Source organism: Paenibacillus sp. J22R232 (assembly GCF_056269165.1).
Window position 1 is genome coordinate 229,094 of sequence record NZ_JBWDNK010000003.1, and the last position, 19,288, is coordinate 248,381.

Below are 19,288 nucleotides of genomic sequence, written 5' to 3' on the forward strand. Positions count from 1 at the left end.
TAATCGATACATATCCAATCGTGCAGGGTCGCATGACGCTTGGAAAAGCCGCGGCTTCCCGAAAGCCTTTGATTGCGCGTCATTCGAAAAAGTTGTAAAATATTCTTTATAATCGCAGTCGTACTGGAAGGAGTTATACAATGACCGAATTACAGTTGAAAGTGCTCGAACTGCTGAAGGAAGACGCGCGACGGGACGCCGAGCTGATCGCTACAATGCTAGCCGTGCCTATCGAGGAAGTGAAGCAAGCGATCGCCGAGCTTGAGAACGATCATATTATCGTGAAATACGCTACCGTTGTAAACTGGAGCAAGATTGATGACCAGAAGGTAACGGCACTTATCGAGGTTCAAATCACACCAGAACGCGGTCGCGGATTCGAAGGAATCGCCGAGCGCATTTATTTATATCCGGAAGTAAAATCCGTATATCTCATGTCCGGTGCTTACGACCTGCTGGTTGAGGTTGAAGGGAAAAACTTAAAAGAGGTTGCCTCTTTTGTTTCGAATAAATTATCGCCGATCGACGCGGTATTATCGACTAAAACGTTTTTTATCTTAAAAAAATACAAACAGGACGGCATTATCTTCGAGGAGCATGAAGGGGATCATCGGTTGATGGTTTCGCCGTAAAAAAGGGTGATGGCAATGATTAAAGACGAAGAGAAACAACCCTCCACACCTGTGCGGCGCCAATCCATGGCCGATTACTTGTCTCCGCTCGTTCGGGACATTAAACCGTCGGGGATCCGTCGGTTTTTTGATTTGGTCAGCACGCGCAAGGATGTCATAACGCTTGGCGTAGGCGAGCCTGATTTTGTTACGCCTTGGCATGTAAGGGAAGCGGCTGTTTATGCGCTTGAAACGGGGAAAACGCAATATACCTCGAATGCAGGCATGCCGGAGCTTCGCGGAGCGATTGGGCAGTACTTAAATGACCAGTTCGCCGTAGAATATAACCCTGCGGACGAAATTTTGGTTACGGTTGGGGGAAGCGAAGCGATAGATCTCGCGCTGCGGGCTTTCATTGCGCCAGGAGATGAGATTCTAATCCCGGAGCCCTGCTATATTTCATATTCGCCAATTACGGCACTTACGGGCGGAAAGCCGGTAGGAATCGAAACGTATGCCAAGGATGAATTCAAGCTAAAAGCAGAATCGCTAAAAGCGGTCATTACGCCGAAGTCGAAAGTGCTTATTCTTTGTTACCCAAGCAATCCAACCGGCGGAACCATGACTTATGAGGACTGGCTGCCGATTACGAAGCTTGTGGAAGAGCATGACCTTGTCGTCATTTCGGATGAGATATACGCGGAATTGACGTACGGCTCCAAGCATGTCAGCTTTGCCGCTATGCCGGGCATGAAGGATCGCACCATTCTGGTCAGCGGCTTCTCGAAGGCGTTTGCGATGACAGGTTGGCGGATGGGCTATGCATGCGGTCATCCCGATTTGATCGCGGCGATGCTGAAGATCCATCAATATACCGTGATGTGTGCTCCGATCATGGCACAATATGCGGCTCTTGAAGCGCTTCAGCACGGCTTGGAGGAGAAGGACCGAATGGTGGAAGCGTATAACCAGCGGCGCCGCTTAGTCGTGAAGGGCTTTCGGGATATTGGCCTCGACTGCCATGAGCCGCAGGGAGCCTTCTATGCGTTTCCGTCCATCGTTTCAACGGGCTTAACCAGTGAACAATTCGCGCAGCGATTGCTGGATGAAGCGGGGGTAGCCGCAGTACCCGGGGATGTATTCGGACTCGGAGGCGAAGGCCATCTTCGCTGCTCCTACGCAACATCCGTTACCAATCTAACCGAAGCGCTTGAGCGGATCGGCGGCTTTGTCCACCGTTTGAAGCAGCAGGGCTAATTCAAGCTTGAAACATGACTTAAATGAGCAGCAGGTCAGGAGATTATCCGGCCTGCTGTTTGCATGATTAACGATCCGGGAATGGATGAGGAGCTGAAGAGGTTGAAACTATATACGAAAACAGGAGATAGCGGCCAGACCTCCTTAATTGGCGGGCGAGTACGCAAGGATGACGCTCGCGTCGAGGCATACGGTACGATTGATGAGCTCAATTCCTTTGTCGGGCAAGCAGCGGCAGAGGCGAGCAAGCGTGATGAGCTTGCGGAGATGGCTGCTTTGCTTATCGATATTCAGCAGGAGCTGTTTGATTGCGGATCTGATCTTGCTTATGCGGCCCCAGGAGCTCCTTTGAAAATATCAGCTGAGCCGGCGGCTCGTCTAGAAGGCTGGATTGATCAATATAGCGGCGAAGCTCCGGAAATTACGAGATTCATACTGCCAGGGGGAAGCTCGGTGTCTGCCTTGCTGCATGTATGCAGGACGGTATGTCGCCGCGCAGAGCGCCGCGTCGTTACGCTTGCAGGCGAGCATGCCGTTAATCAAGAAGTACTCACCTATTTAAACCGCTTGTCCGACTTTTTCTTTGCGGCGGCAAGAGCCGCGAATGCCAAGCTTGGCGTGAATGACACCGAATATGTGCGAAGCGCACATGTGTTTGGGAAGCCGAAGAAATGAATGATTCCTTCGAAAAGCTTTATTATCGGCCATTAGTAGCGATTGTTCGGGAAGCGGAGCATGGCAAAGCGGTGCGTACCGTTCTTGAGCGGCAGCTTGGCGTTTCCCGAAAGCTGCTGTCGCAGGTGAAGCTGACGGAGCACGGACTGACGGTGAACGAGGTTCGTGCCTACACGACAGCCCCTGTTGCTGCCGGCGATATTATTCGCGTGAGGATGCTAAGGGAAGTTTCGGAGGATATATTACCGCAGCCGATTCCGATTCAAATCGTATTCGAGGATGAGGATCTCTTAATTGTGAATAAGCCGGCAGGCATGATCGTGCATCCAACGCATGGGCATTATACGGGAACGCTTGCTAATGGCGTTGTTTTCCATTGGCAGGAGCGAGGCGAGCAGGTACGATTTAGACCTGTGCATCGATTGGATGAAGAAACCTCCGGCCTTGTCGCAATCGCGAAAACATCATACGTCCATCAGCAGCTGTCCGAGCAAATGCAGGCAAATGGTTTCTTGAAGCTCTACCGCGCTTATGTGTATGGAAGCCCGACACCCGAGCAGGGCACGGTTGATGAACCGATTGACCGTGACCCTGAACGGCCTCATATTCGGATCGTCACGCCAACCGGCTATCCGTCGGTCACGCATTATGAGACATTGACGAGCTATCATGAAACGTCCAATAGACCGGCGTCAGCCGTCCGCCTGAAGCTGGAGACGGGAAGAACGCATCAGATTCGCGTCCATATGAAGCACATCGGCTGTCCATTGATTGGCGACAAAATGTATGGATCCGAGCAGGGCAGCGTTGAGGAGTGGGAGCTTGAAGCTGGCAGACAGGCATTGCATGCCGAAATTTTGGGCTTCACACACCCCATCACGAAGCAATGGATGGAGTGGCAGGCAGATCTGCCTCCTGAGCTTGAACGGTTAGTGCAGAAGCTTACCACATAACTAACAACGGAACGTTTATATCGATACTGGAGGATGCAGCAGAATGACAAAGCCATTAACCATTATTCAATATCCTAAATGCAGCACATGCAAAGCTGCATTGAAATCGCTTCAAAATAAAGGAAATGACGTTGCAACTCGCAATATAGTCGAGGATACGCCTTCGGCAGACGAGTTGAAAGTACTTGTAGCAAACAGCGGGCTGGAGCTCAAAAAGTTTTTTAACACCTCTGGCGATGTCTACCGGGAATTAGGACTGAAGGACAAGCTGGCGGCAATGTCGGTTGATGACCAATATGCGCTGCTCGCATCGAACGGCATGCTCATCAAGCGTCCAATCGTGACAGACGGGAAAAAGGTTACGGTTGGCTATAAGGAAGAGCAGTATGAACAAGCTTGGAATAAAGGAAAAGGGTGAATGGAGAATGTCGCAAACCAAATGGCGGTCAAACCGTCTGTCGCAGCTGGGATCGTCGATCTTTGCAGAGGTAGCGGCTTGGAAGCTTGCCGCTGCGGAGAGCGGGCTTGATATTATTGATCTTGGTATCGGCAGCCCGGATCAGCCTCCTTCGCCAGCCGTTAAGCAGGCACTAAGCGAAGCGGCTTTACGCTCGGATATGTATGCATATCCGGCAACGAGGAGCGGAATGCCCTTTCGCCAGCAAGCCGCGGCTTGGATGAAGCATCGATTCAACGTTGAGCTTGATGCGGCAAGCGAGATCGTTACCCTGCTTGGCTCACAGGATGGGCTGGCACATCTCGCCATGGCCCTTTGCGATCCAGGCGATATGGCGCTGCTGCCTGACCCGGGATATCCGATTTATGCAGCATCGCTTGCGCTAGCAGGGGTAGAGGCGAAGCTCATGCCATTAAGGGCAGAGAATGGCTTCATGCCTGACCTAACAGCGATCTCGGATGAGGAATGGGATAGAGCTTCTTTTATTTTGTTGAATTATCCGAACAATCCGATCTCCGCTGTCGCGGATCTTGCTTTTTTTGAGCAGCTGATTAACAAAGCCCGTCAGCATGGAGTATTGGTTGTGCATGATTTGGCCTATTCCGAAATGGGCTTTGACGGCTGCGAGCCGCCGAGCATATTCGAGGTTCCGGGGGCAATTGAGCAGGCTGTCGAGTTTCATTCCTTGTCCAAAAGCTTCAATATGGCCGGCTGCCGCATCGGCTTCTTGGCTGGCAATGCGGCAGCCGTAGGGGCGCTTCGCGAGCTGAAAGCAAACATCGATTACGGTGTATTTGATCCTATACAGGAAGCGGGTATCGTTGCATTGCGGGAAGCAATCGCGAATCCGGACCTGCCGAAGGCAGGCAAGCTATACGAGCATCGCCGTGACGTGTTTCTGGAAGCGCTGCGTGAAGAGGGCTGGGAGGTTGCCGCCCCGAAAGCTACGATGTTTATTTGGGCGCCGCTGCCTCCTATGCAGTGGGCTCAGGATGAGACTTGGAATTCACGCCGAATTTCCCAGGAAATGCTGAAGCAGACCGGAGTGGTTGTCGTTCCGGGTGAAGCATTCGGCACAGAGGGTGAAGGATACGTACGAATTGCGCTTGTGGAGAATGAGGCGCGTCTGAAAGAAGCGGCGAGAAGGATTGGAAACTTTATTCGTGGGCATAAAAGGTAGTAGCACGCAATTGTGAGAGAGAGGTTTTTAAATAATGAGTGAGCAACGGCTGCTGTTGGTTGACGGCATGGCAATATTATTTCGGGCATATTTCGCTACATCATTCGGAGGAAGCATTCGCAGGACGAGTACCGGCGTACCGGTGAATGCGGTGCACGGCTTTGTACGGTATTTCATGGATGCTATCCATACCTTTAATCCTACGCATGTCGTATGCTGCTGGGATATGGGAAGCACGACTTTCAGAACGGAGCAATACGACGGTTACAAATCGAACCGTCCTGCAGCCCCGGAAGACTTGATTCCGCAATTCGATCTCGTAAAGGATGTTGTGGCAAGCTTTAACGTGCCGAACATCGGCATTGCGGGTTATGAAGCGGACGATTGCATCGGCACGTTGGCGGCTGCGCTTAAAGACCAAGCTGATATCTTTGTCGTAACCGGCGATCATGACATGCTGCAGCTGGTTGATGATCGGGTTTCCGTTGCGATCATGAAAAAAGGAATCGGCAACTATATGGTATACACGCCAGTAAGTTTGATGGAAGAACGACAGCTGACGCCGATTCAAATCATTGACATTAAAGGCTTGATGGGCGATACGAGCGATAATTATCCCGGCGTCAAAGGGATTGGCGAGAAAACAGCGCATAAGCTCATTCAAGAGCATGGTTCCATTGAAGGCTTGCTTGCTAATTTGGAATCTGTATCCAAGACAATCCGTGCCAAAATTGAAGCGGATCTGGACATGCTTCATCTCTCGCGCGATTTGGCGACGATTCAACTCAATGCGCCTGTAGCATGCGAATTGCTCGATTGCTTGTGGAACATGGACACGGAAACAGTCGTCCGAAAGTTTGATGAGCTGGAATTCGGCAGCCTGATCAAATTGTTGGGACAACCTGTCATCGTAAAATAGCATTACAATACAGCATTGCAAACAGCATTACAATACAGCATTGCAAAAGCATTGTAAACAGTATTGCAAAACAGCTAATCCGCTTCGGCGTTGATTGAGCTGTTTTTTTATGAGCTCATTTGCTTATTTTAGCGGCGTTTGGGGGAGTGGTAACCAGTAGTGTTTGATTTTAATTGAAAATTCCCAGCCCGCAGCATTCAGATTGGTTATAATGCAGTCAAGGGAAAAGCAGGGGAAGCAGGAAAATAGAAAAAAGAAAAGAAGGATTAGGAAGCGATGTGAAAGTGATGTTAAATCAAACGATAGAAAAAAGGTTAAGCAAATGGATGACTAAACTGCTGCGGCATACGCCGGAGGAGTTCGGTCTTGTCTTGGATCCTAAGGACGGCTCATGTACGGTGAACGATCTACTGGAAATCATTCGCGCCGAGTCAGAGTGGTCATGGGTTAAGCCGGAAGATATAGAGCAGGTCGTACGGAACTCGGAGAAGCAGCGGTTTGAAATAAAGAACGGGCGCATAAGCGCGAGATACGGGCACAGCCATAATAAAATCAGCTATGCGCCTGGCGTTCAGCCAGCCGTTTTGTATCATGGAACGAATAAGAAGGCTCTGCCATCTATCCTGATAGAAGGATTAAGACCGATGGACAGACAGTATGTTCATTTGTCGGAAGGCACCGATTTTGCAACATTAGCCGGCAGCCGCAGAGGCGAGCTGGTTATTTTGAAGGTGGATACGTTAAGGGCCGCGCAGTTAGGCGTCACTTTCTATTACGCGGGTAATGAGGTATGGCTGGCAGATCGCGTTCCGCAGGAAAGCTGCTCTGTATGGCACCATCAGGAAAAGGAGAGAGAGAATCATGAGTAAACGTATTATGGATATTGGCATTAATTTGATGCATCGTTCATTTCAGCAGGATCGGGACCAGGTTGTTCAAAGGGCAGTCGCAAACAACATTACTCCGCTCGTCATTACGGGCACAAGCCTTAGAAACAGTATGGAAGCAGCACGCTTTACCGGACGTTATAAGGGGAATCTGTATAGTACGGCGGGTATTCACCCTCATGATGCAAAGAGCTGTAGCGAAGAAACGATGTCCAAATTAAAAGAATTGGCAGCCTTGCCTCAAGTAGTGGCGATCGGGGAATGCGGTCTGGACTATAACCGGGATTTCTCGCCCCGCGACGTGCAGCGCAGATGGTTCACCGAACAAATCCGGTTGGCGATTGAGCTGGATATGCCGCTTTTTCTGCATGAACGGGAGGCATTTTCGGATTTTTTGGCGATTCTTAAGGAGCATGCGGTAAAAAAAGCGGTTGTCCACTGTTTTACCGGGACGGAATCCGAGCTTAAGGCGTATCTTGAAATGGGCTTCCACATCGGTATCACCGGCTGGATTTGTGATGAGCGAAGAGGCAGGCATCTGCGTGACCTTGTCCGAATGATTCCGCTGGACCGACTCATGATCGAGACGGATGCGCCTTTTCTTACTCCGCGAGATATGAAGGAAAAACCGCAGGACGGTCGGAACGAACCTGCATTCTTGCCTCATATTCTTCAAGCAGTAGCGCGATGCATGGGGAAATCAGAGGAGGAGGTTGCTGAGGCAACGACAGTGACGGCTGAGGCGTTTTTCCGTATTTGATCGATTAAAGCATATTCGAATTCAAGAGCTGCGGATAAATTGCGCATGCTGATATAGTACGATAGGGAGAACAAGGCATTTCTTGATGATAAGGAATAAAAATAGCTGCTATACTCAAATTGTAAATGTGAGGATAAGGCAATTATTCGTAGACCAATCTGGACTTATCGGAAGGTGGGAGAACGATGACGGTATTGAAAGCTATTCGGTACATTGAAGAGGATCTTTCACGAACACGAGATGATTACTATCCATGGTTTGATCTGCAACCAGCGCTGCTTCATTTTAAACCAAAAACAGGTTGGAGCATTGAACAAGTATTAGAACATGTTACGCTGACCAACCATTTTTTATTGATTTTGATTCGTAAAGGCAAGAACAAGGCTAAGGATCTTGCAAGGAGGACAAACCTGGATCAAGCTATTTCGAATTATGAATATAACTTAGGTGAACTTGAGCAAATCGAAAAGCATAAATCATTTGTCTGGATACGGCCAGAACATATGGAGCCGGTAGGCGATAAGGGCATATCCGAAATAAAAAGAATATTGGATGAGCAGATAAATGAATGTAGCGAAATCCTTAAAGAGATACCAAACGGCGAAGGAATTTTATATAAAACGACAATGTCCGTTCATGATCTTGGAAAAATTGACGTTTATCAATATATATATTTCTTATGCCAGCATGCCAAACGCCATATCACTCAAATGCAAATCGTAAAAGATGAATTTGGCCAGTCCATGGATGATAGGCTCCCCTTGCGCTAAGAAGGTGAAATGATTAAACCTGCAAGGGTAAGAGGAGCATATCCGGCTTATAACCCCGTTCGCGGCTTCAGCTACATGCAATAACGTTGATCCCTCTCATACAAATGGGATAAGTATCGTTAATTCAGATAATAAAAGGAAGCTATGCTCGCACACCTTTGACAGCAGGATGCGTTACGAGCTCCTCTAATAAGTTTTTACTGCTTTCTTCTAATTTCATTGGGAATAGCTCCGTTTTATCGGGAAACATTTGCTGCAGTTCCGGAAATACGGCGGCAGAGGCATATATTTTGTCCAGACCCGAGACCGCCTCATTCAGACGTTCACGCTCATTCAACCCCATCGTTTCAAAGCGAAGCTGGTTAATACCGGCTTCTCGAACACGATTGGCCATCCATTCTCCTCCTATTTTCCCCAAACACACAAACGCGACATGCGTATCCTGCTTCAACTTGGCGATATCAAGCAGCAGAGAGGTTTCAATCGTTGCCCCAATTACAATAACCTTACTGTCAAAGCTGGCAAAAAGAGCTTTGGCTTCTTCGGCGTGGTTCATGGTTGTAACGATTACATCGGAACGAAGGGCTGCTTCTCTAACGCTTTCATTAGTCGTGGAAATATCATTCAGAAAAAAAATCTCGACTTCACCCTCGGTTGCCCGTTCAATATGCTGGCGATAAAAAGGGTGGTCATGTCCGCTGCATTCCACAAGTAAAATGCGAAGCTTGCCAACGGGGTTAGGAGGCTGCAGCAAAGAATAGGCAAGACCTGCCATAAAAAAAGCTTGCAAATCAAATCCTAAGGCGGAAGCCTCTTTCATGGTCGCATTCAAAAGCTGCTGCATCGGTTTACGTTGCTCCACAAGCTGCTTGGTTTCAACCCCGCCGGTGATCTGTGTCCCAAAGCCCTTTTGCATGGTAACAAGGCCTTCATTACGCAGCTGGGTATATACCCAGTTGACTGTATTCCGGTTTAACTCAAGCTCATCCGCTAATTGACTTGCTGAAGGAAGCAAATCGCCGGCTTCCATTTGTCCAATTCCGATTAGCCATTTGAGCTGCTCTTTGATTTGCGTATTTACATTAAAGGTTAAGTGGGGATTAACCTGAAGGATATATTGATTTTCTTCCACAATAGACACCTCATTTCATGGTTGACTAGTTATATTATAGCGTTGTTTTACACATATTCCAAATGGGATAAGAGAAAGAAAAACAAAAAGACGGTTGACATCGCGTTAAATAAATTATATAACTAGTTAACTAGTTAAATGTGTATATGGTGGTGGGCGCTTTGAGTAAGGTGGATGAATCTGGATTTTGGTTAAAGATGAAAGGCAAAGGCAGGAGTCCTTTAAAATTCGCTCCGAGAAATGCGCTGATTGGTGCTATTGGCGGCTTTACCGTAATCGCGATTTTAGCTTTATTGACCGAGCTGACAGCAAGTGCGTGGATGATGGCTCCTTTTGGCGCAACCTGTGTTCTAGCATTCGGTATCTGGGATTCACCTTTGTCACAGCCGCGCAACATTATCGGCGGGCATGTTATTTCAACGTTAGTTGGGCTGCTTTGCTTTCATCTCTTTGGACAAAGCATTTGGGTTATGGCTGCGGCTGTAGGTTTGTCGATTGGCTTGATGATGCTCAGTAAAACGACGCATCCGCCTGCAGGAGCAGACCCATTGGTTGTTATTCTTAGCGGCAGCGGCTGGACTTTTTTGCTTACGCCGGTATTCATCGGATCCGTGCTTATCGTAGTGTTGGCTTTACTCATTAACAATATGGATAAAAAACGCAAATATCCGACATTCTGGTTCTGATTGGAGGTAGACAGCATGATGGACGTGTACCATGAGGGCGAGCTGTTCGTACAAAAACGAACGGGAGAAGGGAAGATTGCTGACCAGAACGCAAAGATGATCAGCGCTCGATTTTCCAATGGAATCATCCAGTTTCTCAAATCGCAACAGTTCGCGGTTTTGTCATCCGCGGATCGCAAAGGAAACGTTTGGGTGACATTTTTGACTGGAGAAGCAGGCTTTGCCGAAGTGTTGGATGAGCATACGATGCTGATCCGTGATGAATTTATTGAGGACGATCCATTTGCTTCTATGTGGTTAAATCAGGAACAAATAGGTCTGCTTATTATCGATACGAAAAGAAGAATTAGGCTGCGAATCAACGGAACAGCCCATGTCGAGCAGGGGGAATTGATTGTGACTGCTCATCAGGTTTACGGGAATTGTCCTAAATATATTCAAAAAAGATCGCTTCGAGCGGAATCAGATGCCCATAGGCAGCTAAAGTCGATGCATCAAAGCAATGAATTGACTCAGCAGCAACGGGAGTGGATCGCGCTAACGGATACGTTCTACATTGGCAGTATGAGCGCAAGCGGAGAAATGGACGCCTCTCATCGCGGTGGGAATCCTGGATTTCTGCAAGTAATCGATGCGAAGACAATCAGGTTTCCTGACTATTACGGCAATTCGATGTTTAACACGCTGGGCAATATTTATTCGAACCCTGCTTCGGGCCTGCTGTTTATTGACTATGAACATGGTCATTCGCTTCATCTGACCGGCAAGGCCGAAATCGTTTGGGATGAAGAGGAATCAGCACAGTTCCCAGGTGCAGAACGAGTAGTTCAATTTGTCGTGGAGGAGGTTGTCCAATTAAATAACGCAGCTGAAATGCAGTGGGAAGAGACGGAGTTGTCTCCCTACAATCCGTGAGGCGAAGCGATACACGCATATGAAAGGAGGTGAGAGATTAACCGATAACGAGCGGAATGGATTTGTTACAGCTGCGGATTATAATCATTTTAGGGAGGCATTCAAATGAGCACTACTAAATATTTGATTATCATACAAGCCAATCAGCAAGATATGGGGAAAGCGATGCATGGACTATTGTACGGCCAAGAGCTGCATGAGGCCGGGATGGAAGTGGAAATTTATTTTGACGGAGCGGGAACGCAGTGGCCTAACGAATTCACGAAGCCGGATCACCTTCTCAATCCTTTATATAAGCAAGTGATGAAGACAGGCATCATCAAGGGAGGCTGCGGAGCCTGCGCGGGAGCCTTTGAAGTGGTGGAAGAGGTGCGTCAGGCAGGGGTTCAACTGGTCGGTAGCGAAGGGAACGGCGGCCATTTATCCTTTTCCCAATTTATGATGGATGGTTACGTACCTATTATTTTGTAAAAAATGAAAAAATACAGACCTGATGAGAGTAGCTTCATTAGGACTGAATAGAGGGAGATGGATTGCGATTATGAATATTCAGAAGCTTCCGTGGGCTGGCATACGGGTTGAATTAGAAAGTACGGCTATTGCGATCGATCCGCTTTACCATTTTCCTGAAAAGTTAGGCGAACCGCATGAGTCGTTTTTCCCTTTAGAAGCGTATGGGCCAGTTGCTGCCGTTCTGATCACCCATCAACATCCTGATCATTTTGATCCACGAGCGATTATTGCGGCTTATGGTCCAGATGTTCCGGTATTCGTTACCGAGGAAATCGTCGATCTAGCGGTTAGCAGCGGATTGACTCGCGTAACTGGCCTTGCAATCGGCGTACCCTATACGATTGGCCCAATTACATTCCTTGCCGCTCATGCGGTGGACGGCTCGGGTGATCCGCAGGTGTCTTGGATTATACGCGGTGGCGGCAAGCAAATGATTCATGCAGGCGACACATTATGGCATGGCTACTGGTGGACGTTTGTAAAAGCGTTCGGCAAGTTTGATGTCGCATGCCTTCCCGTTAACGGAGCCGTAACACAATTCCCGGGAGTCAGCCCAACCAGCGATCAGCCAATCTGTTTAACGCCTGAGCAAGCAGTTACGGCTGCGGAGATTCTAGGAGCTAAGACGCTCATTCCGATCCATTATAAGGCAGCGCATCATCCGCCTATCTATACGGAGACATCGGACATTCCGAATCGATTGACAAAGAGCGGACAAAATCGCATACAAGTACGCTTTTTACAAACAAAAGAAGTTTTCTCGGTATAGTGCCCTGCTCCGAAAACCACATTAACGATTCACAGGAGGAAATCATATGACTAGAAAAATCGATCATGTTGGGATTATGGTCAAGGATATAGATGCATCCATTCGGTTCTATACGGAAGTGGCTGGGCTCAAAGTGAAGGAGAGGGACGTACATGCGGGTGGGCTAGAGGTAGCTTTCCTAGGGTATGGATTGGAAGATGAGACTGTAATCGAAATGATTCAGGGCCTGAAGGATCAATTGCCGTCCGAAGGCAAAATCCATCATGTCGCATTCTCCGTTGACAATATCGACGACGAATGGAACCGGATCAAGCAGCTTGGCGCTGCGTTTATTAATGAAGCGATTGCATCGATGCCAAGCGGGATTCGTTATTTCTTCATATACGGACCCGAAGAGGAATGGATCGAGTTTTTCCAAAAAGCATGAATCAGCATTGATCTATCGCTTGTCGATGCCGTCTATCACAGCAGCCCTCATTAACGCAGATAAGGAGACGGTGCTGCAGCGGATGGAGCATGTGCGTGAGAACTATTGCGTACATGCTCCTTTTTGGTTTGGTTAAGCTTCAGCTATACTTGCTTTAAATCTTCATTTATATATCGGAAAAGCTGGTCTCTAATGACGGTTATGGACGAGCTTGCAGGAAAAAGCTTTCGCATGAGAAGTGCTCCTTCCACAGTGGAGAGGATATATAAAGCCGCTTCTTTAGAATCGTTAAGAGGCCGAATTTCGTTCATTAGGATGCCTTTTTTAACGATTCCTTCCAGTAAATCCAATAAGCGATTCATCGCTTCTTGCGCCTGCTGAAAGAGGGGAGCCGATGCCGAATCCGCTTCGACAGCGGCGTTCGCGATCGGACAGCCGCCAGGGAAATCCAATCCGAAATAAAATTCAACGAATGCGAGCAGCTGGTTAACGGGAGTCTGTTCCGCGTCGAGCGTTTCCTTAATGCGTTCATCCACAAGCGTGCAGCAATATTTGAATGATTCGATCATAAGCTCTTCTTTATCTTTGAAATGGTTATATAATCCCCCTTTTTGCAATCCCGTTACATCGGTAATTTCGGCTAAAGAGGTTGTTAAATAGCCTTGACGGTTCAGCAATAGAGCAGTCTTTTCGATGACAGACTGCTTTGTTTTTTCACCTTTCCGAATCTTCGTTCCCTCCATTCGAGACTAAACGTTCATTTTATTCTAACAATAAACGGTTGGTTCGTAAAAAACAATCATTGCGTATGCGCATGGGAGTCGGACATAGCGGTTTTTCCGAAAAGATAAGAGCATCCTATAGAAAGCAGAGCAAGTACGGAAAGCCCCCAATAAAGATTCGAATAGGCAGAATGGAGCTCGATATGCTGCTGCCAAGATAAAGCGCTTGCCGAGAGCGCGATGCCAAAAGCTCCACTGAAAAATTGGAGCAGCTGATATAAACCTAATCCAGACCCGATCTGCGATTGAGGCAATATTCGAGTTATTTCATTCGAAACGCTGCTCGTTAGGAAGGTGAAGCCTGCACTCAAGATCATATAGATCAACAGAATAGCAATAAAGGAAGTGCCTAAGAAAAGAGCGAACAAAAGCATTGGTATCAGAATTAAATAAGGAATAAATTGGATAATGCCGCGATTTCCTTTGGTATCGATAATTTTACCTACTTTGCGAGATACGATTATGGCAAGCAAAGAACCCGGGAAAATAATAAAACCGGAAGCAACGGCACTTAGGCCGAACAGGTTAATCAGCATTTGCGGCATGAGAAACAACGTTGCAAAGCTGCACATGTAAGCGCAGATGCCAATCGCGCTCAGGAGAAGATAGCTGCGATTACGAAATAGGGCTGGCTGGATGAAAGGCTCATTGGTTCTCCGAATGTGAACGGTGAATAGGACGAGCACGACTATCCCGCTTATGAGAGCTGCCCATGAATGATTGGTGATGGCAAGCAGCATCCCGGTCGAACCTACGCCAAGCAGCAATGCACCGATTACGTCGAAACTGCCCTTAACGGGACGGTCTTTGGGAATGATCGCAATAAATAAGGGAACGATGAGCAGCGAAACTGCTGTAATGACGAATAGGTATTGCCAGCCAAGGAACTCGACAATCGCACCGCCTGTCACAGGGCCTAGCCCTAGCGCAAGCGAAACAGCCGACATGACGATCGCTGTAGCTCGGCCGCGCCGTTCGACTGATACGTAGCGGTTAATGAGCACTAATGATAAAGACGGAATGGCGCCAGCTCCGGCTGCTTGCACTAGCCGCGCGATTAGCAGAACGGTAAAGCTTTCGCTGAAAAAGCCTACAATGGCTGCGAGGCTGAGCGACGATACCGCGATGATGATCAATCGACGAATAGGCACCAAATCAGATAGCCGGCTGTAAGTGATGGAGGCAAGCGCAAATACGATGGAATAGCCGGTAACGATCCACGATGCCAAACTAGATGACAGGCCGAACTGGCGGGATACTGAGGGTAAGGCCAAGTTAAACATGGTCGTATTCATGATAGCGAGTACCATCGTGATCCCAAGCAAGGTGACCATTAGTCCTTCACGCATAGGGTTTTGACGCGTATTGCCTAGCTCTTGTACGGTATTTATTTTTTCTTCCATAGCATGATCACTCATTTCATTGATATTTGCAAGCCAGACTGATTCACATAAAGGAAAGTAAAAACAACCGTTTCGGCTACAGCCGATGCGGTTGTTTTGCTTTCAGTCTTCCTTTTTCTTAATCTTGTTCATCAGCAGCCGTCGATAATGCTTCCCAAGCGGTAATTTCCTCAATTCTTTTGGTAAAAGCGTTCCGGATACTATGGGATGCGAAGGAACCGACAGGGAAATGGAGGGGGGGATTCTCGCTACTGACCATTTCGATAATCGTCTTCACCGCTTTGACCGGATCACCTATTTTCATTGAAGAGATACCGTTGTGATAGGCTTCATACACCGAATCATATTCGGGCTTTCGATCGGTGTGCTGCAGCGAATGTCCCAAGAAGTCGGTTGCGAATACGGCCGGTTCAACGATCGTAGTCTTTATGCCGAAGCCTGCAAGCTCTATGGACATTGCTTCCGAGAATCCTTCTACGGCAAATTTGGATGCCGCATAGATACTGAACGGCGGCATGGCCCATGTGCCAAAAAAGGATGAAATATTGATGTAATGACCTGAGCTTTGCTTCTTGAACGTAGGAAGGGTTGCACGGATAACATCTAGTGCGCCAAACACGTTTACATCAAATTGTTTTCTGATCTGCTCATCCGTGTATTCTTCCATCATCCCATAGAGCCCGTAACCGGCATTATTGACGACAATATCAATCGTTCCGAATCGGTCAACAGCCTCTTGAACGGCTGACTTGATTTGGTCTTTGTTCGTGACATCCAGTGCTGCGATGTGAACATGGTCAGGAGACAACGCTTTGAAATCGGCAATAGCTTCTATCGTACGAGCAGTAGCAACAACCTTATCGCCTGCTTGGAGCAGCTGCTCCACAAATTGTCGGCCGAATCCTGTTGATGTGCCTGTAATGAACCATACTTTACTCATTAATAATTCCTCCTTAGATGATGAAACGATGATTGTGTGCGGAATCCGAATAGCTATTACGGAAAGAAGGACACCTCATAAAAAAAGACAGACCGTTCATTTTTATTATATCGATCTATATCTAATAGTCAATTGAAAAATTTACCGCCACGCGCTGTTCCTTTTCCAAAAAGAACGATAATAGGCGAGTCGCGGAAGGCACCGAATCACCGGTAAATAAAAGCCATCCATAAATCCAGCGATATGCTGGCAACTATCGGGATACAGAGGATAGACGCGGCCACATGCTCTAACCGCTTAAAAAATTGCACAAGGAGAATCACATATACATATGAAGGTTTGGCCATACGAGCATTTTTAATTCGTTTTCACTTCGTTTTTTATGAGATTGAGCAATCCTCAAACCATAGTGAATCCGATATAAGTAATTGGTACGAATTACTTAATGGGATTAAAGATCTATATACTTATATTGGATTTAGTCTGTCTGGGGCATACATGCTACTATGGAATGAACTTGTTCAGAAAATGTTTCAAGGGTAATGGTACCGTGGTATATATGAGTTTGAAGGAGGCTTCGGAAATGGGCAAGCGTGCAATAGTTCTTGTTATCTTGTTGTCGTTGTGCGTTCTTGCAGCCTGCGGGAAATCGCAGACCGACTCTCACTCGAGCACTCCGATACTTAAAAAAAACAACTACGGAGACGAATTCAAGCAAGCTTTAAACAGAGAAGCTTTAGTAAGCTTTATTACCAATCATTTGTCTGGCAGCGAAGGGGTATATACCAATTATATAGAAACCGGTCAATCGGCCGAAGCGGCATCGGGGCATGAGGTGCTAAGCGAGTCGGCTGGTTTACTGATGAGATATTATGCACGGATGGGACAGCGGGATGCTTTCGACAGAGAGTGGGAGCGTGCCAAACGAAGCTTTGATCTGAACGACGGCTTTAGCTACCGGTACAGTCCCAAGCTCAATAAGAAATACCAGCTTAACGCGGCAGTCGATGATTTAAGGATTATTCGCGCACTGCATGAGGCGGAGGCTGCGTTCAACATACCGCTTTATGGGCAAGAAGCAAGCACATACGGAGGCAGGTTTTACGAACACAACGTAAAGGACGGCAATGCGTACGATTTCTATGATGAGAGCTATCAAATGACCAATTCGTTTGTCACCTTATGCTATATCGATTTAAAGTCGCTGCAGCTGCTCCCCCTCTCCTTGAAGGAAGGGAACAAGCTGATGGAAAACATGGCTGCTATTGCCCGAAACGGCTACCTCTCCGACCAGTTTCCTTTCTATGAGACTCGTTATTCGTATGAAAAAAACGATTATGTCTCCGAGAACATAAACACAGTAGAATCGCTTCTGACGATACTATCGCTGTCCGAGATGAACATGCACAATCCGGAAAGTATCCGTTTTTTGAAGGAGCAAGTGGAAGACGGAACGCTGTATGGTCAATATTCGAGGTCGGGCATCGCTCAGAACCAAATTCAATCGACGGCGATCTATGCGATTGCAGCCATGATCGGAGCTGAGATCGGGGATAAAACGCTCTATGCGGATAGCATTGAAAGGATGAATCAATTCCGAATCAACGCAGCGAATAGTCCGTTTCTAGGCGGCTTCGCCGATCTTGCTGCCGGACAGGCCTACTCGTTCGATAATCTGATGGCACTATTAGCGTACGCTTACTAATGCGGCTTGCAGAAAGGGGGCAGACATACCGTATGTCTGTCATTGACACCGAGATGGAACAAAAACATAAACGAATGGGCTTCTCGCGCATCGCAACACCGGCCGTGCTTGCTTCCGTTGGTGTGCTGGTCATCACCATATTGGCCCTGTTTGTCCCCCCGTACATCGGAATGGCGGATAACGGGGATTATTTCCGAATCTTATACAGCAATGGGCTTTATTTCAATGCGCCCGACTATGACAGCCAGTATTTGGGCCATTTTGTGAAAAATTATGGGATATTTCAATATTTCAACGAAAATGGGGCAACCTTATCATCATCACAATCCATGTTTATCAGGATTTCTATGTGGATCAACCAATTATTCAATCCGACTGTGTTTGATATCCGCATTCAAGCAGCGCTATTTACGCTTCTCTATACGGGGGCCGTTTACTTGCTGATTGAGAGCTTGACTTGGAAATTAAAAGCGAAGCAAGGCTATTTGATAGCCGTGATCGCTATTTTTATATTCGGAGATACGGCTTACACGGCCTTTTTCAATTCCTTTTTTAGTGAAAGCATCGTGCTGATTATGATGTTGTATTTATTTGCCGCAGTACTGCTGCTGTATCGCAACCGGTTCAATGATTATGTTTTGATTGGAATCTTTTTGATTAGCGGCTTAATGCTGACGACGAGCAAACAGCAAAATGCTCCGGTAGGCGTCATTATTGGCGTAATGGGCATTCTGTTGTTTTTTGTCCGCAGGCAGAAGCCGTTCCGGGTTCTCGTCGCTACGTCGCTCGTATGCGTGTTCGCAGCAGGCATTGCAACGTATGCCCTTATTCCCCAAGAGTTCGTTAACATTAACAAATACCATGCGATGACACGAGGCGTCATGCTCCAGTCGGACAATCCCGAAGCGGCTTTGGAGTCTTTTGGCATAGATAAGCAGTTCTCCGTATTGAACAAAAGCATCTATTACGAGCCGTTCACGACGATTGATGTCGACTCGGAAATTTTGCAGAATCATTTCTATAATCAATACGGTTTTGGGAAAATCGTTGCTTTTTATGCGACTCACCCGGAGCAGGCCGGGAAAATGCTGGATCTTGCCGCTAAAAATGCCTTTACGATCCGCCCGCCCGCTATGGGGAATTACGAGAAATCGGCTGGGAAAGCATTTGGGGCGCAGACCAACTTTTTCTCCGTTTATAGTGATATCAAACAAGCGATAGCTCCCAAAACCTTCGGGTTCATCGTGATATGGGTGATCGTTGTCATCGGTCTATATCTACCTTCCTTTATAAGTGCCTGGCGAAATAAAAACATACGCGGAATGCTGCGTCTGCCGCAGATGCTAGGCATGATCGCGATGGGCCTATCCGGCATTTTCGTATCCATTATTGGGGCTGGCGATGCCGATTTATCCAAGCATGAGTTTCTGTTTACGCTCGCTTTCGATATCGTGACGTTTACGGTAGTTGCCGACGCGATTCAAGGAAGCTTATGGAATAGCGCGAGCGTTCAGAAATCCCAAACCATTAGCCACTCAGCATGATTC

At 47.5% G+C, this 19,288-nt stretch carries 21 protein-coding genes; 17 read left to right on the forward strand and 4 right to left on the reverse strand.

The window, feature by feature from the left end; translation table 11 throughout:
- Positions 1 to 140: 140 nt before the first annotated feature.
- The 10 genes from AC0YN3_RS12000 to AC0YN3_RS12045 all read left to right on the forward strand — a co-directional run bounded on the left by AC0YN3_RS12000 (position 141) and on the right by AC0YN3_RS12045 (position 8,469).
- Positions 141 to 632, forward strand: coding sequence for an Lrp/AsnC family transcriptional regulator (locus AC0YN3_RS12000; protein WP_183557190.1), 492 nt, complete (start codon positions 141 to 143; stop codon positions 630 to 632).
- A gap of 15 nt (positions 633 to 647) precedes the next feature.
- Positions 648 to 1,868, forward strand: coding sequence for an aminotransferase class I/II-fold pyridoxal phosphate-dependent enzyme (locus tag AC0YN3_RS12005; protein WP_475775291.1), 1,221 nt, complete (start codon positions 648 to 650; stop codon positions 1,866 to 1,868).
- 102 nt (positions 1,869 to 1,970) lie between these two features.
- Positions 1,971 to 2,543 (forward strand): cob(I)yrinic acid a,c-diamide adenosyltransferase, encoded by a 573-nt coding sequence (locus tag AC0YN3_RS12010; protein WP_475775292.1) that lies wholly within the window; start codon positions 1,971 to 1,973, stop codon positions 2,541 to 2,543.
- On the forward strand, positions 2,540 to 3,496 hold the full coding sequence (locus AC0YN3_RS12015; RefSeq protein WP_475775293.1) for an RluA family pseudouridine synthase: 957 nt from the start codon (positions 2,540 to 2,542) through the stop codon (positions 3,494 to 3,496). The genes AC0YN3_RS12010 and AC0YN3_RS12015 overlap by 4 nt, the downstream gene beginning before the upstream one ends.
- A gap of 43 nt (positions 3,497 to 3,539) precedes the next feature.
- Positions 3,540 to 3,914 carry an arsenate reductase family protein gene (locus AC0YN3_RS12020; protein ID WP_475775294.1) on the forward strand — a complete coding sequence of 125 codons (375 nt, stop codon included), beginning with the start codon at positions 3,540 to 3,542 and terminating at the stop codon, positions 3,912 to 3,914.
- Positions 3,883 to 5,133 (forward strand): aminotransferase class I/II-fold pyridoxal phosphate-dependent enzyme, encoded by a 1,251-nt coding sequence (locus tag AC0YN3_RS12025; RefSeq protein ID WP_475775295.1) that lies wholly within the window; start codon positions 3,883 to 3,885, stop codon positions 5,131 to 5,133. Before AC0YN3_RS12020 ends, AC0YN3_RS12025 begins: the two co-directional genes overlap by 32 nt.
- Before the next feature lie 34 nt (positions 5,134 to 5,167).
- Positions 5,168 to 6,052: a 5'-3' exonuclease gene (locus AC0YN3_RS12030; RefSeq protein ID WP_475775296.1), complete on the forward strand. Its 885-nt coding sequence runs from the start codon at positions 5,168 to 5,170 to the stop codon at positions 6,050 to 6,052.
- Between the two features lie 287 nt (positions 6,053 to 6,339).
- Positions 6,340 to 6,921, forward strand: a complete 582-nt coding sequence (locus tag AC0YN3_RS12035; RefSeq protein WP_475775625.1) for an RNA 2'-phosphotransferase — start codon at positions 6,340 to 6,342, stop codon at positions 6,919 to 6,921.
- Positions 6,914 to 7,699, forward strand: a complete 786-nt coding sequence (locus AC0YN3_RS12040) for a TatD family hydrolase (protein ID WP_475775297.1) — start codon at positions 6,914 to 6,916, stop codon at positions 7,697 to 7,699. The genes AC0YN3_RS12035 and AC0YN3_RS12040 overlap by 8 nt, the downstream gene beginning before the upstream one ends.
- Before the next feature lie 185 nt (positions 7,700 to 7,884).
- Positions 7,885 to 8,469, forward strand: coding sequence for a DinB family protein (locus AC0YN3_RS12045; RefSeq protein WP_475775298.1), 585 nt, complete (start codon positions 7,885 to 7,887; stop codon positions 8,467 to 8,469).
- A 142-nt stretch (positions 8,470 to 8,611) separates the two neighbouring features.
- On the opposite strand, the gene AC0YN3_RS12050 is transcribed toward AC0YN3_RS12045, so the two are convergent.
- Positions 8,612 to 9,601, reverse strand: a complete 990-nt coding sequence (locus AC0YN3_RS12050; protein ID WP_475775299.1) for a GntR family transcriptional regulator — start codon at positions 9,599 to 9,601, stop codon at positions 8,612 to 8,614.
- A gap of 146 nt (positions 9,602 to 9,747) precedes the next feature.
- Between AC0YN3_RS12050 and AC0YN3_RS12055 the strand changes: the two genes are divergently transcribed.
- The 5 genes from AC0YN3_RS12055 to AC0YN3_RS12075 all read left to right on the forward strand — a co-directional run bounded on the left by AC0YN3_RS12055 (position 9,748) and on the right by AC0YN3_RS12075 (position 12,911).
- Entirely contained in the window at positions 9,748 to 10,287 is a 540-nt protein-coding gene (locus AC0YN3_RS12055; protein ID WP_475775626.1) for an HPP family protein, read from the forward strand.
- A 15-nt stretch (positions 10,288 to 10,302) separates the two neighbouring features.
- Positions 10,303 to 11,202, forward strand: a complete 900-nt coding sequence (locus AC0YN3_RS12060; RefSeq protein WP_475775300.1) for a pyridoxamine 5'-phosphate oxidase family protein — start codon at positions 10,303 to 10,305, stop codon at positions 11,200 to 11,202.
- A gap of 105 nt (positions 11,203 to 11,307) precedes the next feature.
- On the forward strand, positions 11,308 to 11,673 hold the full coding sequence (locus AC0YN3_RS12065) for a hypothetical protein (protein ID WP_475775301.1): 366 nt from the start codon (positions 11,308 to 11,310) through the stop codon (positions 11,671 to 11,673).
- A 70-nt stretch (positions 11,674 to 11,743) separates the two neighbouring features.
- Entirely contained in the window at positions 11,744 to 12,484 is a 741-nt protein-coding gene (locus tag AC0YN3_RS12070) for an MBL fold metallo-hydrolase (protein WP_475775302.1), read from the forward strand.
- Between the two features lie 46 nt (positions 12,485 to 12,530).
- A complete protein-coding gene (locus tag AC0YN3_RS12075; protein ID WP_475775303.1) occupies positions 12,531 to 12,911 on the forward strand; it encodes a VOC family protein in 381 nt (126 codons plus the stop codon).
- Between the two features lie 143 nt (positions 12,912 to 13,054).
- Here the strand turns inward: AC0YN3_RS12075 and AC0YN3_RS12080 are convergent, their stop codons facing one another.
- The 3 genes from AC0YN3_RS12080 to AC0YN3_RS12090 all read right to left on the reverse strand — a co-directional run bounded on the left by AC0YN3_RS12080 (position 13,055) and on the right by AC0YN3_RS12090 (position 16,036).
- Positions 13,055 to 13,654, reverse strand: a complete 600-nt coding sequence (locus tag AC0YN3_RS12080; protein WP_475775304.1) for a TetR/AcrR family transcriptional regulator — start codon at positions 13,652 to 13,654, stop codon at positions 13,055 to 13,057.
- Positions 13,655 to 13,710: 56 nt separating this feature from the next.
- Positions 13,711 to 15,096: an MFS transporter gene (locus AC0YN3_RS12085; RefSeq protein ID WP_475775305.1), complete on the reverse strand. Its 1,386-nt coding sequence runs from the start codon at positions 15,094 to 15,096 to the stop codon at positions 13,711 to 13,713.
- A gap of 118 nt (positions 15,097 to 15,214) precedes the next feature.
- Positions 15,215 to 16,036, reverse strand: coding sequence for an oxidoreductase (locus AC0YN3_RS12090; protein WP_475775306.1), 822 nt, complete (start codon positions 16,034 to 16,036; stop codon positions 15,215 to 15,217).
- 583 nt (positions 16,037 to 16,619) lie between these two features.
- Between AC0YN3_RS12090 and AC0YN3_RS12095 the strand changes: the two genes are divergently transcribed.
- The gene (locus AC0YN3_RS12095; protein WP_475775307.1) at positions 16,620 to 17,741 is read left to right on the forward strand and encodes a hypothetical protein; all 1,122 of its coding nucleotides are present in this window, start codon (positions 16,620 to 16,622) and stop codon (positions 17,739 to 17,741) included.
- Positions 17,742 to 17,773: 32 nt separating this feature from the next.
- Complete coding sequence (gene wsfD, locus AC0YN3_RS12100; protein WP_475775308.1) at positions 17,774 to 19,285, forward strand: glycan biosynthesis hexose transferase WsfD; 1,512 nt, start codon at positions 17,774 to 17,776, stop codon at positions 19,283 to 19,285.
- Positions 19,286 to 19,288: the final 3 nt, after the last annotated feature.